The sequence below is a fragment of the Pedobacter sp. genome, assembly GCF_965279535.1.
Taxonomy (GTDB): domain Bacteria; phylum Bacteroidota; class Bacteroidia; order Sphingobacteriales; family Sphingobacteriaceae; genus Pedobacter.
Window position 1 is genome coordinate 5,372,652 of sequence record NZ_OZ257244.1, and the last position, 17,536, is coordinate 5,390,187.

Genomic DNA, 17,536 nt, shown 5'->3' on the forward strand with positions numbered 1-17,536 from the left:
TATTAATATCTTTAGCAAAAAATCTATTCCTTATTAAATAACCGGTTCTGTATTATGCATTCTCCTCATATCAGCATTAAGCACTTAAATACCAAAAATATTTGGAAAACTATCGGTGTAATCATGCTGTTTATGGTTTTTTCATGCAAACAAAAAAATGACCCTACCGGGAAAACCTCCGGCCAGGCAGCAGGTCAAACCAGCCAGACTGATTATTTAACCCTCGTTATTTCTTTAGATACACTGTCTCCCCCTCAATATAATAAAACGATCCATGGACTTGTACAACAGTTTGAAAAATCTGGAAATGCGGTACATAATCCCTTTTACCATTATTTTAGGGCAAAGAAAATGATTCTGGAAAAAAAACGTGACAGTGCCCTTATTGAGTATAGGCATATGAAGGGACCAGGAGGTACAAACGATACGGATCTGTTAAGTGATTATAGTGTTTTGAACAACAGTTCCGGTAATGGAGTGGTAATAGAGGCGGCCATGATGAAGCGGATGCTTGGCAAAATGGAGACAGCTGAACGGAGCAATAGTAAAATCACCTATTTATTTTACGATTTGCTCGCCAAAGCATACTACCAGAGTTATAATGAAAAGGATGCACTAATTTATATAGAACGTTACCACAAAAGTCATCCCTACCGGATGCATCGTGTTATTCAGCAGCGATATTTTGATATCTGCTTTCTTCTGGCTTCACGAATGAACGACTTCAAAAAAATGATGGACTTTAATACCAAGGCAAGGGTACTGGCCAAAAATATTAACGATAGCCTGGCCCTTGCCCGAACTTATGATAATGAGGCTCAAATTTATGTTCAGCAAGGGGAAAATGAAAAAGCTATAGCTGCCAGTAAAGTTTATTTTAATTATTTAAAGCGCAAAAAGAACTTAAATGGTACCGCTTTTAATAATCTGGCAACAAGTTTTGAAATGGGCGGACAACCTGATTCTGCCATTCATTATTATCTTGAAGGAATTGCATTTGAAGGGAAAAATTCTTCAGCTAAAAGTAAGAGTATGTTTTACAATGGCTTGAAAAATGCCTACAAAATGAAAAAAGACTTTGCCAGGGCTTTAGAGGCAGCAGATTCCGCATATACAATAGAGATTAAGGATATTACAGAAATAGAGGCTGTTAAGGTTGCAGAAATGCACGAGAAGTATGAAACAGAAAAAAAGGATCGAAGTATCACGGAGCTTAATGGCCGAAATACACTTTATCAAAAAATTATTGTCCAGCAACGGTGGACACTCGGCCTGGCCTTACTGATATTTTTAGGAGGATTGTCTTTTTTCTACATCGTTTACAGGCAACAGCGCTTAAAAGGTAAAAATAAATTGCTCGAATCAGAAAATAAACGCTTATGTATAGAACAAAGACTGTTTCAGGCGCAGCTTAACCCTCATTTTGTATTCAATTCTATAGCCAACTTACAAGGGTTAATCGCTTCAGGTGATACCAAGCAGTCTGTGCGCTACCTGAGTGCCTTTTCTCAATTGTTGCGAAGTATATTGGAGCAAAATCGCAAAGAATTTATTGATCTGAATGAAGAAATAGCTTCCTTAAATAATTATCTTCAACTACAACAAATGCGTTATGTGGGGCTTTTTGATTATGAAATCATAACCGATCAGACGCTTAATTTGGACGATACCATGATTCCGCCAATGCTTATTCAGCCCTTTATAGAAAATTCAATTGAACACGGGTTTAGAAATATCGATTACAAAGGGAGGCTCATTGTTTCATTTACAACCGAAACCAATCAGCTTGTAATCACCATTGATGATAATGGTATTGGCATCAACAGGAAAGAGAAAACTGAAAAACTGAAAACATCACTCGCCCAGGTAATATTGAAAGACAGGCTGGATGTACTATTCAGATCCATTGGACACGAGGCAGGTTATAAAGTAGAAGAGAAAAATAGCAAAGGTGCCACAGGGGTTCTGGTTGAGATCAGGGTGCCTTTAATAAATGATTAAACAAATAGCGATGAAACTTTATCTGCTGGAAGATGAAATGCATATTATGCAGCACATATTACAGATTGTGCAAAAAATTGGTCAATTTGAAGTAGTGGGTTACTCAGGAGATGTGGCTAAGGCAGCTCAGGAAATCCCTTTACTTAAACCAGAGATTATATTGGCAGACATCCGGCTCAGAGATGGCGACAGTTTTAGCCTCTTCAATGAGATGGGTATTGAAGACTTTCAGGTCATTTTTCTTACAGCCTATGATGAATATGCCATTCAGGCCCTTAATATGGGTGCCTTTGGCTATTTGTTAAAACCCATCGACGAAATTGCACTGGCTGAAGTATTAAACAGGTGCTATCGTCAGCGGGAACAGGAACATTTTGACCGTGAGCAACTGGAGGTAGCAAGAAATCACTATTTAGCTCAAGGTGTTGCAGGTACCAAGCGCATAGCATTAAAAAGTATCGAATACATTGAAATTGTTGACGTTGAAGAAATTATTTACTGCAAAAGTGATAAAGGATATACCACATTTTACCTGAAAAATAAGCGTGAAATCCTGGTGTCAAAGGGACTTAAAGAATACGAGAGTATGCTTGCACGCCTGGGCTTTTTACGCTGTCACCAGTCGTTTTTGATTAATTTTCAATATGTGAAGAAATACTACAGGGAAGGATTCTTACAGATGCTGAATGATGATAAAATCCCGGTTTCGAGCAGAAAACGGGAAGAAGTTTTGAAGTATTTGCAAAATATAGCCTGATTGGATTTGAGCAATTTGTTTGCCCTAACAGAGGCTTTGGGAAGGCCCGGTACTGCGATGAGTGGTGTAGGATAATTAAAGGGATAGTGTGGGTGTGTTAATCATTAATGCTTCAGCTTCGCCATCCACACCGTTCGATCACAATCGGGGTCGTTAACTGCATATTTCAGTATTTGAAAGTGATGTTTAGCCAATAAATCCTGATAAGCCTGCTGATCAAGTGAGGCGTGAAATAGATTTTCGCCACCATTCATTCCCCAGGCTTCGCCATGTTCAGTACCTGACGTGAAAATCAATACTCCACCAGGATTTAAATGACCTTCAAAAATGGAAAACATTGCCGGTTGATCTTCAGCAGGAAGATGGAAAAAACTATCCCAGGCAATTATTGCATCAAACCGCTTGTTTAAATTCATTGAGCGCATATCTTGCCGGATAAATTCTGTTGAAGGGAAATTTACGCTGGCTATTTCAAGTATTCTTTCACTTCCATCTACGCCTGTTACCGAAAGCCCTCTGGTTAAGAGGTACCCGAGAATGGGTTTCCCGGTTCCGCAACCCAAATCCAGAACGTTCCCATTGGCAGGTATTTCATCAATTAGCAAGTCTAAATATCCCACTTCACTCATCCGGGTTGATCTGTTTAGCGCAAACCAGTTAGCAATCTTATCATAAACTTTATAAACATCCTTTTTTTCGTTTTTCGCCATCATATAAATAAAGGTATCTTTTTAGTTAGTTTTAGGCTTTCGGAAGAAATTAAAATATACCGATAATATAATCGCTGTTAAAAAGCCCAGGCCGGTTAGCCAGTCAATAAGCAAAGGAGATGAATCCCCACCGCTTATTCGATCTGCAATATACTTGATAAAAGAGGCCGGGAGATGCTGCTCACCTAATTTCTCTTTCAGTTGCCAATGCCAGTCGGTAAGCGGGCAATAGCCTATTCCATACCAGATTCCAAAAATGAGCCAACAAGCAGCAGTGATACCGGCTACCACCAGATGCAATTTTCTGGTTGCAGGCCAAATCCAGGCGGTTAAATTTACGCCAATAATTAACAGGTGAAGGATGGTAAGTAAGTAATCTAAAATCATGTCTCAATTCCAATCAATAAGATACAGGTTTTATGAAAGTGAGCCAAAAAATCATTGAAAAACTTGTTCTGGATCACTAAGGCATAAAAAACGGGCTGATCATTAAATTAGCCCGTTTTTTATTACGCAAAGGATAATTACCCATTAAATCCCATGCGGAAAATATTCGTTTTCCAGGCTGCCATCTGCATAGAGTTTAAGGATAGCGTAGCCTGGCGGCGTTTCCAGATAATTGCCAATGCCAGTCGGTAAGCGGGCAATAGCCTATTCCATACCAGATTCCAAAAATGAGCCAACAAGCAGCAGTGATACCGGCTACCACCAGATGCAATTTTCTGGTTGCAGGCCAAATCCAGGCGGTTAAATTTACGCCAATAATTAACAGGTGAAGGATGGTAAGTAAGTAATCTAAAATCATGTCTCAATTCCAATCAATAAGATACAGGTTTTATGAAAGTGAGCCAAAAAATCATTGAAAAACTTGTTCTGGATCACTAAGGCATAAAAAACGGGCTGATCATTAAATTAGCCCGTTTTTTATTACGCAAAGGATAATTACCCATTAAATCCCATGCGGAAAATATTCGTTTTCCAGGCTGCCATCTGCATAGAGTTTAAGGATAGCGTAGCCTGGCGGCGTTTCCAGATAATATCCCGGTCCGGCAGATTCTGCATCTCCTTTTCCCCACCAAAATCCACTCATGGCACCGTTGCAACAGTAACGAACGCCATTGTAGCTGGTATCATCCGAAAGGTGATTGTGTCCACTCAAACAGATTTTTACCTTATCGCGGTGCTGATAAAACAAATCTTTCAATTTTTTGCAGTCAGAATGGCCACCACCTACCAATACTTGTGTGGTGCCTAAGATCGGGTAGTGAGACATCAATAAGGTTGGTGTACCTGGCTTTAAACCCTTTAACTCCTGTGCCAGCCATTTATACTGCTCTTCATCTAAAGAAATTTTACTGTTGTTCCCATCAAGAATGATAAAATGCCAGTTATTTTTAGAAAAACTATAGTAACGATTGGGTATTTTCAGTCGCTTTACAGCATAGGGTTTGCCATACATCTCATCCGTTTGGTTTGGTGCCTTCCACCAGGTGTCGTGATTGCCAATGCAACTTTTAAGTTCGTATTTATCGATCACTTTGATACAATCATCCCAGATGGCCCATTGTTTGGTAACCTGTTCTCTGACTACATTATCATAAGATGCATCGTTAATAGAATCTCCGCCATTGAGGAAAAAGTCTGGTTTATGATTTTGAATAATTTGTTTCAGGCAGGTTTTAAACCGCTCTGGGGCATCGTCACCCTCACGAATGTGTACATCTGTAATATGGGCTACAGTTAATACAGGTTTTTTTTCATTCGTCCTATCTGCGATAGCTAAAGCAGGTAAGCCCGTGGTAAATGCTGCACCTGCAGAAAGTCCCATCGCTTTTAATAAAGATCTTCTTTTCATTTTCAGGAATATTACCAGCCAAAGATTTGTTTAAGTTTAGGATTAAGTACGATTTGTTGCTGCGGAATCGGGCGGTAATAGAACTTTGGCTCTTCAAAGTTTCTGGTTACATTTTCAGTGACGATATTCCCGCCACTATTTCCGTTTTTAAGGTACACAGTAGCGTCAGTTCCTATTGTTCCGGCCCGGTAATAAATGAGTTTTACACCAAGTGAATTCTTTTCTTTCTGATCCTCACCAGGAATGGTAGTTGTTCTGTCAATTAAGATAATATCCTCAATCCCGTCGCCACTGAGGTCGTATTTTCCCAGGCCCGCAAAAAACATACCTTCCGGGCTCTTCGTTAATAGTTTTCCCACTTTCCAACGCATCAGGTCATCGAACCTCATGTTTTCGAATGCAAATTCTACCCTGCGCTCTCTTCTTATTTCGAGTATAACACCGGCATTTCCATTCACGTTTGGATATTGTTGTTGTAATACCGGGTCAGGATTTGCATTTGCAATGGCAAGGTTCAGATCGGGCAGCCCGGCTCTTTTCCGTAACAAATTAACAGATTGATCCAATTGTGATTGCGTTAATGTTCCCAGTTCGGCAAGTGCCTCAGCATAAGTAAGCAATACCTCCGCATAGCGGTAAACCGGAAAATCTACTCCATTTAAAATGGCGTTATCGGTACTGTTTACATAACCTTTTAACTGGTGATAACCTGTAAAGTTCTTATTCAGGCGCTGAATGTACGGTGTTGCATCGGGCACTCTTACCCATCCCGGGTAAACCATGGTTTGGGAGAGGCGAGGGTCGCGGTTTTGAAATTCTTGTACGAATCCCATTTGAGCGTGATTAGGCAAACCGGTAAAACGGCTTCCGTCACGCATCAGGTAGGTTTGAATGAGATCTTTAGCAGGTGCCTGCTCATAATCGCCAAATACAGTAGAATTTACATTTTGACTTTTACCTTTGCTGAGGTCGAAAATGTTCACTAAAATCACTTCATTATTTCCTGTTAAATCCTGACTTGAAAACAATGCAGCATAATCCTGCTCGGGTTTTCCTGTGTTATAGATGCTGAATTTTTTGGCATTGATCATTTCACCAGCAACTCTTGCAGCAGTTTCGAGGAAAGCATTTGCTGAACCCGCCAGGTTAAGTTCGCTGTGATATTTGCGGTAGCTGCCTTCGTAAAGTGCCGCCCTTGCATACAGGGTTGCCACCGCCCATTTTCCTGGAGTACCTGTTGGAACTGTCTCTCTCACATTTTTATATGCGAAGTCTAAATCTGCCATGATGCTGTCTGCAATTAATGTTCTCGGGTCCCTCGGTTTGTAAAGATCTTCATCGGTTGGTTCCAATGTGCCTGAATACCATGGAACATCTGAGAAACGTTTCATTTTATCGAGGTAAAATTCGGCGCGATAGTATCTTGCCAGTCCGGCATAATGATTTTTTACTGCTCCGGAAACCTGTGCTTTTCCGTAATTTTCCAGGAAATAGTTGATGTTCCTCAAACGTGTCCAGCTCCAACCGGTAGTAATATTTTGTGCATTGGCACTTCCGGCCATGATGTTTTTTATTTCTACTGCGGCTGTTGTGGCAACATTATCAGTACTCTGATCGTTCAGGTAAGTATTTCTGTCTGGCTGGGATAAAAGACCATTGATATACAGCGAAAGGTCACTCTCGGTATTGAAGAAAAGATTAGGTGAAATGGAGGTCTGAGGAAAGCGGTCAAGATCGCCTTTTTTACAGGCAGCAAACATCCCCAGAGCTGATATTGATAATAGGTATAGATACTTTTTCATTTTACTTTGCTATTGAAAGTTATTGATTGGTGAGTTAGAAATCGAGGTTCAGACCAAAAGCATACCTTCTTTGATATGGATATGCCCAGGCGCTAGGGCCCTGGTTAACGGCCTCAGGGTCGATGTATTTCTTGATTGATGAAAACTCGTACAGGTTTTCTCCGGTTACAAAGAAACGAAGACGGTTTACATTGAATTTTTTAGTCCATTTAGCCGGTAGGGTATAGCCAAGTGATATATTTTTTATCCTGAGATAAGCGCCATTCAACAAGTATTTGGTTTGTGGGATATCAAGGCCAGCGCCATAGTTGGCATCGGCAAGCCAGGATTGTAATACAGGGTATTCTGAATCCGGGTTGGCATCTGCCAGCCCTGCAGCAATATAAGCGGCAGAGTGTTTGGCCCGTTGCTCCGGCGAATCTGATGCGCCACGGTAAAAATCAAGGTTCCAGGGGTAGACGTTCGCATAGGGCTGTTGATACGGACCCCAGAACAGATAATGATGCGGGTAGAAATCTCTTTTTAATACTCCCTGTAGAAAAACAGAAAGGTCAAATCCCTGCCAATCCATGTTCAGGTTTGCCCCAATAGTGTAACGGTCTGAACTATTTCCAATCACTTTTAAGTCTTTCGGATCGTTAGCGCTTAAACCGCGTTCAATTTTTCCGTTTCCATCTAAATCTCTATACTTTGGCCAGCCTTCCACAATTGAAAGTGCTCCCCAGGGAATAATAGCAGATTGGTCCAATGCAGCAATTTCTGCTTTACTGCGGAAAACGCCATCGTTTTCAAGTCCCCAGATTTCACCAATATCCTGACCAACACGATAGCCTGAAAACAGGTTTTGATCATTTTTAAAACTGGTGATTCTGCTTCTGGAATCGGCAAGGAAAATCTTCGCGTCAAAGCTCAATGGTTTAGTTCCCAAATCGAAACGATCTCTGTAGGTTACAGAAAGTTCCCAGCCTTTAGTACGTAAGTTGGCCGCATTTTGACGGGGTACACCCGTACCTAATACAGCAGGAAGCTCCTGTCCGGCCGTGAGCATACCTTTAGTATCGCGGATATAGTAATCGAAAGTGAAGGATAACTTATCATTGAGCAAACCAAGGTCTGCACCCATGTTTAAAGTTGATACCCTTTCCCAGGTATAGGTTTTAGGATCGACGTTTAAACCGGGAGCACCATTAATCACCAGGTTTTGACCGGCGCCGCCAATTAAATATCCTGATGTGCCGGTAAGGAGTGATTGAATATATCCAAAATCACCAACATTTTGATTTCCTAAGTCACCATAGGAAGCACGTAATTTAAAAGTGGAGACCGCAGGGGATAGGGGTTTGAAAAAATCTTCGGCACTGGCTATCCAGGCAGCAGATGCTGAAGGGAAGAATCCCCAGCGCCTCTCTACCGGAAAGCGTGATGAACCATCGTACCTTCCTGTTGCTTCTAAAATATACCTGTTCTTAAAGGTGTAATTTAGTCTGGAGAATACACTATTGGTAGCATAAGCTGAATATCCTGCAGCCACAGTACCTGTACCGCTGGTCAACGACAGGTAAGGCAGAGATGAGGAAATGAGCACATCCCTGTAAGCATTTACGGTCGAATAGTCATAGTCCTCACTATTGAACCCAATCATTGCGCTCATAAAGTGATCGCCAATGGTCTTTTTATAGGTGGCGTACAAGTTAAAAGCGTTATTGAAAAGATAGCCATTGTTTTCAGTTACCGAACCGGTACCGCCTTCTTCGCGGATATCATTCGGACCGTAGCCAATTTTGTATTTTTTGCTGTCATTATGTGTTTTCCAAAGTTCACGCTTAAATGAGGCATCGGCATTAACTTGTAAATCGCCATTGAGGAAGAGGGCCGTAGCACTTGTAATATTTTGGAAACCAAACATATTCTGCATATTGTTTCCGCCATCAACTAACTTAGCGGCCAGCTTACCTGCAGCAGTATTGGCCCAGGTACCATCCGGATTTTGAGCAACATCAGTAGGCATGAGGTAATATAAATCAGTAATATTGCCATTTGGAAGCGCTCTCTTGGTTTGATAAATATTGAGGTTATTGTCTACTTTAAGCCAGGATAGCGGGGAAAAGCCCACTTTTGACCTTAAGCCATAACGGTCCCAGAAGTCGGCAGTAAGCTTGTTAAGCCCGTTGTCTCTGGCGTAATCAGCAGAGAGGTAATAGGTAAGTGGTTTATTATTTACAGTTGCACCGCCAGAAAAAGTTAAGGTATGACTTTTGGAAATACTGGCATCGTTAAAGAAGTAGCTGTACCAGTCATTGCTTCCCATGTAAGCCCATTTTGTAGGGTCAGTTGGGTTTAGCCTTGTGTCCTCAATGGAGGGATTGTCTGATCTTTCTTTTGCCCAGCGGTAATATTCATCAGAATAATTTACATAATCCCAGGGTGTATTATCGGTAGAAGTTTCTAAAACCCTAGAAAAGATATATGGGTCTGTTACCGGCTTGGGCAGCAGCGTTGGTTTTGCCCAGGAGTAAAAGGTGTTGTAACTGATTACATTATTACCGGCTACGCCCTGTTTTGTAGTGATTAAAATAACGCCAAATGCAGCTCTGGCGCCATAAATTGCGGCAGAAGCTGCATCTCTAAGTACAGTAAAAGAGGTGATGTCTGATGGCGTAAGGCGGAGCATATCATCATTACTTGTAGCCGGGATCCCGTCGATAACAATTAGCGGTGAGCCCCCATTAATGGAAGTATAACCCCTGATGTTGATATTGGGAACACTACCTGGTGCCCCGCCCGCGTAAGTAATGTTTAAACCCGGACTAATACCCTGTAAACCTTGCAGCACGTTGTTTACTGGCCTGGATTCGAGTTGTTTGCCAGAAATCTGGTCAATTGCTCCTGCCACGTTAATCTTTTTCTTGGTGCCAAAACCCACCACCATTACTTCATCCAGGTTCGCATAATCTGCATCCATAGCAACATTGAGGGTGGTCCGGTTTCCAACCGTTATTTCCTGTTGCTTGTAACCGATATAACTGAAGATAAGTACAGCATCGGTTTTAAGATTGGTAATGGTATAAGCACCAGTTCCATTTGTAGCAATGTGTAGGTTTGTACCCTTAACGCTAATGTTTACCGCAGGCAGGGTTTCTCCTGTTTTTGCGTCAGATACTACTCCTTTAAGGGACGTACTTTGAGCATAGCAGCTGCCAGAAATGAATAGGATAAGGAATATCCAACATAACTTTTCTTTCATTGTCATTAATTATTTAGTTGTTTGATTTATAGTTCTGTATGCTTTTAAGCATCCGCTAAATTCTGCATACAATATTAAGTTGAAGTTAAATGCAAATTAAAATATTAATTGAACATTCATTCAATTTATTGCTAAAAATAATTTATGAAATCTCTCTGTTTTTGATTAGTTTGCTTCATCAAAAATTGACAGCAGGATGGGACGTAAGAGTTTAAAAGAAGCAAGACGCCAGGAAATTGTTCGTGTATTCTACAAGGTTGCGAAAAAGGAGGGGTATGAGAATACTTCAATAGCTAAAATTGCCAAGGTTATGGATATTAATCCCAGCCTGATTATTCATTATTTTGAAACCAAAGAGGATTTGACCTTTGAATTAATAGATCATATTCTGGAACGATATCTGTCAATTTTTACGGTCAAGCATCGGAAGGAGGCGATAATAGAGGACCTCCAGCGAACAGTTGAAATACTTTTCTCAAAAAAATGGAACCTTTTGTTTGACGATGGTTTGTTCTATACTTTTTATGCCCTGGCTTTTCGGGATAAAAAGATCAAGGAAAAATACAAACTAATATTAGATGCTTTGCGTAATGAACTTGCACACATGATCAGGCAATGTAATGCACAATCCTTAACTGCTATTTCAGATCCACAGGCAACTGCAGATTTTATCTTTGTACTGGTGGATGGGGCTTATTTTTACCTGTCGATGGAAAGTAACAGGAAGGCATATGATGAGCGTTTAGCTTATTACAAACAAAAAGCATATGATGCTTTAGCCATTAGGCCTCTCGGTACTGTTCTGTCTCCTGCTGAACTGCCTGCTTAAAGCATAAAGGCCAATAGACATCCAGAGTATATTAGCTGCTGCATTGGGTAAATCGTGGGTATCTACAGCAGTTACCGCCAGGCAAAGTCCCCCGGCGATATTAAGTAATTGAAAAGGTAAAGAATCGGCACGTATGGTTTTCAAGCTTAAGAGTAAATAACCTAAGGTGCAAAAAACTACACCAGACCATCCTATAACAGGCATTAACAGATTCATCATATAGTAATCAATTTGAGATTAATAATCTGTCGAATATAGATTTTATTTTCTTTTTTTAATGCGCTTAATATAGAAGTGGGTTGATGTGCTTCTTGTTGGAAGAGGGGCTTTTATCATCATTCAACTTTAATACTTAGCTCTTAATGCCGGGTGCTCTTTATGTAGGCGATAAACTAAGTAGAGCAGCAAAGCTGAGCAAAGCAATCTGGCAGTTAAATCTTTTTAAAAACGGAAATTCGGCGGATTACATCAATTACTAAGTGTTTTTCGCATCATTATATCTGTTTGCGCTTCATCGCCCAGATGGAATATATGTTTGTCAAAAGCTACAAAACCATTCTTCTCATAGAAACGAATGGCCTTGAGATTTTCCTCCCAAACGCCTAACCAAACTGTTTTTTTTTGTTTTTGCCGGGCTACTTCCAGGGCTTTGTCAAAAAGCAATTGACCAATTTTTTTTCCTTGATGAGTAGCCTTAACATAGATTCGCTCAATTTCCAATGCGTCTGGACCCAGCAGTTCTGTTTGTGCATTTCCGGTGTTAATTTTTAAGTAACCTACAGGTAAATCATTGTCCCAGGCAATAAAGAATTGCGATTCTTTATTTGCAAGTTCTGTTTTGATTTTTTTGTCACTGAAACTGGTGCTGAGATATTCCTGCATTACACCTTCTGGATTTTGACTGGCAAATGCCTCATAGAATGTCTCTCTGCCAATTGATTGTACTACCTGATAATCATCAACAACGGGTAAACTGAGCTTTATTTCGTTCATTTCTGGGTATATATTACAAAAATAACTCCTGTGGTCATAAAATTATTTAACATTTGTTAAAAGGTACAAGTATTTTTCAAAAATGATCAGGCACCATTAGTAAAGTCCGGAGCTATAAGCTACAATACTGGTCAGATTAAGTATTTTAATCAGGGTTGAGGTTATTTTTGAATACGGAGGTAAGTTTCTCAGTCACCGGCGCTGAAGATTGATTCAAATTCGCACCAATTACAGCGCTAACAGTCAATTACATATGCAGGGTATTCAACAGAATTGGCGGAGCAATAGAATCTTGAGTTATCCTGATTAAGTTCTTGTTAGCTCGCTTATTGGGCGATCAGGCCTGATTTTAGCTTAAAATACTTCTTGTTTGGTTAAATCATTTGCACAATAAAAAAGTAAGCATCTGCCAAAATAGTTGACAAATTCGCCAATTCTCATACCAACTAATATTGAGTTTATCCTTTAATTGCATCTACCAAATATTAACTAACGTATGAGTCAAAAACACTACCCCAGGGCTAAGTGCCTGTGGCGCTATGCAATCGAATTGCACTGCGCTGTCTATCAAGAAGATAGTACAACCTGTCAAGTCAATCTTTCGCTAACTTTTGGTTAAAACGACATGAAAAGAAAAATAACGCAATTATTCAAGCTGCAACAGCTGTTTTTCCAGGTAACGGTGATCGTTTGTTTGCTGGCATTTATCGGTGTAAGCGAAGTTTCTGCACAAGCCCAAACCAGGGTTTCGGGTACGGTAAAAGATCATACAGGAGCTGTATTACCTGGGGTAAGCATTAAGATTAAAGGCCAAACCGGGGGAGTTTCTACTGATAATGATGGGAGGTATACCATTTCGGTAGCAGCAGATGCCATTTTACAATTTAATATGGTGGGTTATACCGCTGTAGAAAAGAAGGTAACTGCCGGAACTTTAAACGTTGTGCTCGAAGAATCGTCAAGCGCCCTGGATGAAGTAGTGGTAACAGGCTTTGGGGGGAAGGTAAAGCGAAGTGATCTGAGTTCAGCAGTATCCTCTGTTTCAGCTAAAGATATTCAGGAAAGACAACCTGTTGATCTTTTGAATGCTATACAAGGTAAAGCATCAGGTGTAACTGTTACAACAGATGGCGGACCCGGAGGAGAGGGAACCATCCAGATTAGAGGGGTAACCACTTTAAACGGAGGAGCAGGTCCGCTTTATGTGGTGGATGGGGTAATTACCGATAATGGAAGAAACATTAATCCCCTGGATATTGCTGGTATTGAAATCCTCAAGGATGCTGCCTCTGCATCTATTTATGGAGCACAAGCTGCTAACGGTGTTATCCTCATCACCACCAAGAAAGGGATTGAAGGCAAGCCAAGGGTGGATGTGCAATATACCCATCTCTTTGGCAGATTGGCCCATAAACTTCCGCAAAGTAACTCTCAGGAAGTGAGGGCTTTCAGGAGGTTGCAGAGTGGAGGAACGCCGACTGCTGGTTCAAATACCGATTCACTAAACGTTTCATTTAATTCAGATAACGATTTGCAGGATCTCTTACTGGGAAATACGGGGCACCGCAACCAGGTAAATGCAAGTTTGGCGGGTGCTTCCAAAACTTTTAATTATTATGCCAGTGCCAACTACATCGATGATAAATCTATTGTAATCAACAGTTTTGCTAAATCGCTTCAAACACGGTTGAATATATCTTATCAGGCATTGCCAAAACTTAAATATACCACAAACGTATCTCTTTATTATCAGAATAAGAACGAAATTCCAATTGCCAGAACTGTCAATGTGATTTTCGACCGGCCGGCATTCTCTTTAATTTATTATCCGGATGGGCAATTAACCAGTTATATTGGTTCGAAGCGGAACCCTGTAGCCAACGCTTTATACGAAACCAACAGAACAGAAACTTATTCGGCACAGGTTAACAACCAATTGGATTTTGATATCACCAAGTATATAAAATGGACAACCTTGTTTAATATGGCTTATGAAACACCACAGTATACTTTTTTCTCACCAAGATATGTAAGTGCCAATAAGAATACTAATAACGGTATAAATGAACTGACTAAAAATTTCAGGTACGAAGCTCAAACGTATTTCAACTATAATCAAAAGTTTAAAGACCATACGCTTAGTGCAACTTTAGGTGCAAATGCCATCCGCAGAACACAAAATTTATTTCACCTGGAGTATCAAAATACAGCAAGTGAGGAAATTAATGTGGCACTTCCGGCATACCTGATGGTTTCAAGATCTTATACAAGTGGTACAGCGAATACCAATCAGGCTATTTTTGCACGGGTTAACTATGATTATAAGAGCAGATATTACGCAAGTGCGGTATATCGTAATGATGGTTCATCCAGGTTCGGGCCAGAAAATAAGCGTGGGTCCTTCTATTCAGGATCTGTGGCCTGGCGTTTTTCAGCAGAAAAATTCATGGAATGGTCTAGAAATATTCTCGATGATGCCAAGATTCGCGCCAGCTATGGTCGTGTGGGTAACGATCAGATTGAGGATTTTGGATCCATTACTAAAGTACAGTTCGAAGGAAACTATAACGGTGTAGGTGGCGCATCTTACAACACCACAATCGGTAACAGCCTGATTAAGTGGGAAACCGGTATTCAGAAAAACCTGGGCTTAGACCTGAATTTTCTAAAAGGTCGGTTAACCTTTACTGGTGAAATCTATGAGAAAGAATCAAAAGATCTTTTATATCAGCGTCAGTTGGTTAAAGAAACGGGTTTTTCTACTGTTATAGTGAACGTAGGCTCTATTGTTAATAAGGGAATCGAATTCACGGTTTCGGGTACACCAATAGCTAAAAAGAATTTTAGCTGGAACGTAGATGCCAATATCTATTTCGAAAGGGGCACGATCAAAGAGCTTGCAGGGGGTGTTCCGTTCATTGCAGGTAACAAATGGTATGTTCAGGAAGGTGGAAGAATCGGAGATTTTTACGGCTGGAAAAACCTGGGCGTTTATCAATGGAACGAATCTAATGCCTATAACGATAGTTGGGACAAACTAACAGTAGTGCTGGGTGCAGATAACAAACCTTTATATGTGAATGGCAAGCCACAATACACTTATAATGGTCAGCCTTACACGGGTACAGTGCACAATTTGTACGACCCTTCGGGTAAATTAATAGCTGGGGATACGGAATGGGCCAATGTAAAACGAGATAGTTTGATCGACGATGGAGACCGCCACATCATTGGCAATGCTCAGCCTAAGTTTAATGTAGGTTTTGGTAATACATTTACTTATAAAAGGTTGTCGCTAAACTTCTTATTCAACGCTGCCATAGGTGGCCAGGTTTACAATACACTTTTATATAATGCCAATAATCCTTCAAATACTGGTCCGGGTAATCCTGATGTACTCTACAATTCCTGGCAAAAACCGGGAGACATAGCGAAGTACCCTTATTACCCTAACCGCACTTCCCGCGGTAATTTAAAGGCCAATGGCAACAGCGCATATATTGAAAGCAGCTCTTTTATCAGGCTGGCGAGCATGAGGTTAGCCTATAGTATGGATCCGCTTATGGCAAAAAAGCTTTATCTTAAAGGGATAACCGCATTTGTGTATGGTACAAACTTAATGACATGGACAAATTACAGGGGCTACGATCCGGAATTCAGTACTTCTAATCCGCTCACCCCGGGAGACGACACTGGGAAATACCCTAAAAGAAGAGAGTTTGGTTTAGGTTTAAACATCAGTTTATAATTGCTAATTATGAAAACAATAAAATACACTTGCCTATTTGTACTGTTAATCAGTTTGGGCGGTTGCAAGAAATTCCTTACAGAAGCACCTGTTTCTCAGGTAGCAGCCGAGGATTTTTATAAATCTAAATATGATGTGGATGCGGCAATGGCCGGAATGTATTCTGCTTTCCAGTTAACCATGGTTGGCGAATCACAGTTTAATGATCGCTATCATTATTGGGGCGAGTTCAGAGCCGATAATTTCGATCGTTTTCTTTCTTATACCACTACTTATACCACAGAAATCGCGCTGAACGCATTAACTACCGATAATCCTTATGCAGATTGGTCAAGGCTTTACACGGTTATTGCCAGGGCAAATAGTAATATTAAATATATACCGGGTGTTGCAGTTTTGGATAATAATGTTACACCCGCGGTAGTGAATGCCAATTTGGCCCAATCTTATGCCCTGAGGGCGATGTCTTATTTTTATCTGGTAAGGGTTTGGGGAGATGCACCAGTTTGGCTTGAGCCTTATGAAAATAGTGAGGTGAATGCCGAGCGTGAAAGGACTAAAGCTGCGGTGATTTTAGATGATGTGATTATCAGGGACCTGAAATTAGCATATGATTTAACGGTTAAAAACCAAAATGCATCTGTTTATTACATCAATGAGGGAGCAATATGTGCGGCATTGGCCGATGCTTACATGTGGAAAAAGGACTACACAAACGCCATTCTTTGGATTAATAATCTTTTCAAGGCAAGATCGCCTAAAGGAACCGTTTATACCGGTACATCAGACGCGAATCTTGAACCGACAGCAACATGGAAAAGTATATTTACCTCTCCGCCATCCAGTATAGAAACCATATGGTCTATTCATTGGGATTATACCACTAACGGATGTGCTTGTATGCAAATCTCTTTTTCACCAAATAACAGGCAGTTTCAGGTTGATCCGCTTTTGTATGCCAAGTACTTTTATCCCCAAACACAGCCTGTTCATACCAACGATATTCGTCCGAAACAAACATTGGATATGTATGCCGTAACGAATCCGTTATTGAATAACAGAGATCGTTTTCTGAAATTCTATGCCAGTCCGGCAAATCCTGTTGCTGCAATTCCAACAACAGATTTAAATATTTTTTATACACAAAATGCACCTGTTTACTTACCCATGTACCGGTTGTCTGATATTTATTTGCTTTATGCAGAGGCGCTTAACGGGAATAATGATTTGCCAAATGCATTAAAATATTTAAACTTCATCAGGAAAAGAGCTAATGTTGATCAATATTTAGCAACGGATGTCAAGGTAAGTACCAAACAAGCAATGGAAAATGCAATTCTGGAAGAGCGTCAGTATGAGCTGATTGGTGAAGGTAAGCGCTGGTTTGATTTAGTCAGAACCAACAAAGTAAAAGAAGTAATGGACCCTGTTTTGAAAGATAGACAAACCAGAAATGGAAACGCTGATGTTGTAGGGTTCACCGATGTGCGTCGTGCATACTGGCCATTGAGCAGGGCAGTAATGAACTCCAATAGAAAATTGGTGCAGAACCCGGGTTACGGCGAATAATTTTGGATTTTTTTAACAACAGACTTGT

General features: G+C 40.5%; 13 protein-coding genes. 5 read left to right on the top strand and 8 right to left on the bottom strand.

Annotated features, from left to right (window positions below; genetic code table 11):
- Nucleotides 1-54: 54 nt before the first annotated feature.
- Both ACQY77_RS22235 and ACQY77_RS22240 read left to right on the top strand, forming a co-directional pair.
- Complete coding sequence (locus ACQY77_RS22235) at nt 55-2,001, top strand: tetratricopeptide repeat-containing sensor histidine kinase (RefSeq protein WP_421940122.1); 1,947 nt, start codon at nt 55-57, stop codon at nt 1,999-2,001.
- A gap of 10 nt (nt 2,002-2,011) precedes the next feature.
- Nucleotides 2,012-2,758 (top strand): LytR/AlgR family response regulator transcription factor, encoded by a 747-nt coding sequence (locus tag ACQY77_RS22240; protein ID WP_421940121.1) that lies wholly within the window; start codon nt 2,012-2,014, stop codon nt 2,756-2,758.
- A 104-nt stretch (nt 2,759-2,862) separates the two neighbouring features.
- Here ACQY77_RS22240 and ACQY77_RS22245 read toward each other — a convergent pair whose 3' ends face one another.
- From ACQY77_RS22245 to ACQY77_RS22270, 6 genes are all read right to left on the bottom strand, one after another.
- The gene (locus ACQY77_RS22245) at nt 2,863-3,471 is read right to left on the bottom strand and encodes a class I SAM-dependent DNA methyltransferase (RefSeq protein WP_421940120.1); all 609 of its coding nucleotides are present in this window, start codon (nt 3,469-3,471) and stop codon (nt 2,863-2,865) included.
- 18 nt (nt 3,472-3,489) lie between these two features.
- The gene (locus ACQY77_RS22250; RefSeq protein WP_421940119.1) at nt 3,490-3,855 is read right to left on the bottom strand and encodes a DUF2784 domain-containing protein; all 366 of its coding nucleotides are present in this window, start codon (nt 3,853-3,855) and stop codon (nt 3,490-3,492) included.
- Nucleotides 3,856-3,992: 137 nt separating this feature from the next.
- Nucleotides 3,993-4,286 carry a hypothetical protein gene (locus ACQY77_RS22255; RefSeq protein WP_421940118.1) on the bottom strand — a complete coding sequence of 98 codons (294 nt, stop codon included), beginning with the start codon at nt 4,284-4,286 and terminating at the stop codon, nt 3,993-3,995.
- Nucleotides 4,287-4,417: 131 nt separating this feature from the next.
- A complete protein-coding gene (locus ACQY77_RS22260) occupies nt 4,418-5,323 on the bottom strand; it encodes a metallophosphoesterase family protein (protein ID WP_421940117.1) in 906 nt (301 codons plus the stop codon).
- Nucleotides 5,324-5,334: 11 nt separating this feature from the next.
- Complete coding sequence (locus ACQY77_RS22265) at nt 5,335-7,125, bottom strand: RagB/SusD family nutrient uptake outer membrane protein (RefSeq protein WP_421940116.1); 1,791 nt, start codon at nt 7,123-7,125, stop codon at nt 5,335-5,337.
- Nucleotides 7,126-7,159: 34 nt separating this feature from the next.
- Nucleotides 7,160-10,369: a SusC/RagA family TonB-linked outer membrane protein gene (locus ACQY77_RS22270; protein WP_421940115.1), complete on the bottom strand. Its 3,210-nt coding sequence runs from the start codon at nt 10,367-10,369 to the stop codon at nt 7,160-7,162.
- A gap of 196 nt (nt 10,370-10,565) precedes the next feature.
- On the opposite strand from ACQY77_RS22270, the gene ACQY77_RS22275 reads away from it, so the two are divergent.
- A complete protein-coding gene (locus ACQY77_RS22275) occupies nt 10,566-11,198 on the top strand; it encodes a TetR family transcriptional regulator (RefSeq protein ID WP_421940114.1) in 633 nt (210 codons plus the stop codon).
- On the opposite strand, the gene ACQY77_RS22280 is transcribed toward ACQY77_RS22275, so the two are convergent.
- Together ACQY77_RS22280 and ACQY77_RS22285 are read right to left on the bottom strand one after the other, a co-directional pair.
- Complete coding sequence (locus ACQY77_RS22280) at nt 11,145-11,417, bottom strand: CBU_0592 family membrane protein (protein WP_421940113.1); 273 nt, start codon at nt 11,415-11,417, stop codon at nt 11,145-11,147. The two genes, ACQY77_RS22275 and ACQY77_RS22280, sit on opposite strands and share 54 nt — an antisense overlap.
- A gap of 249 nt (nt 11,418-11,666) precedes the next feature.
- Entirely contained in the window at nt 11,667-12,191 is a 525-nt protein-coding gene (locus ACQY77_RS22285; RefSeq protein ID WP_421940112.1) for a GNAT family N-acetyltransferase, read from the bottom strand.
- 625 nt (nt 12,192-12,816) lie between these two features.
- Between ACQY77_RS22285 and ACQY77_RS22290 the strand changes: the two genes are divergently transcribed.
- Nucleotides 12,817-15,939, top strand: coding sequence for a SusC/RagA family TonB-linked outer membrane protein (locus ACQY77_RS22290; protein ID WP_421940111.1), 3,123 nt, complete (start codon nt 12,817-12,819; stop codon nt 15,937-15,939).
- A 9-nt stretch (nt 15,940-15,948) separates the two neighbouring features.
- Nucleotides 15,949-17,508, top strand: coding sequence for a RagB/SusD family nutrient uptake outer membrane protein (locus ACQY77_RS22295; RefSeq protein ID WP_421940110.1), 1,560 nt, complete (start codon nt 15,949-15,951; stop codon nt 17,506-17,508).
- Nucleotides 17,509-17,536: the final 28 nt, after the last annotated feature.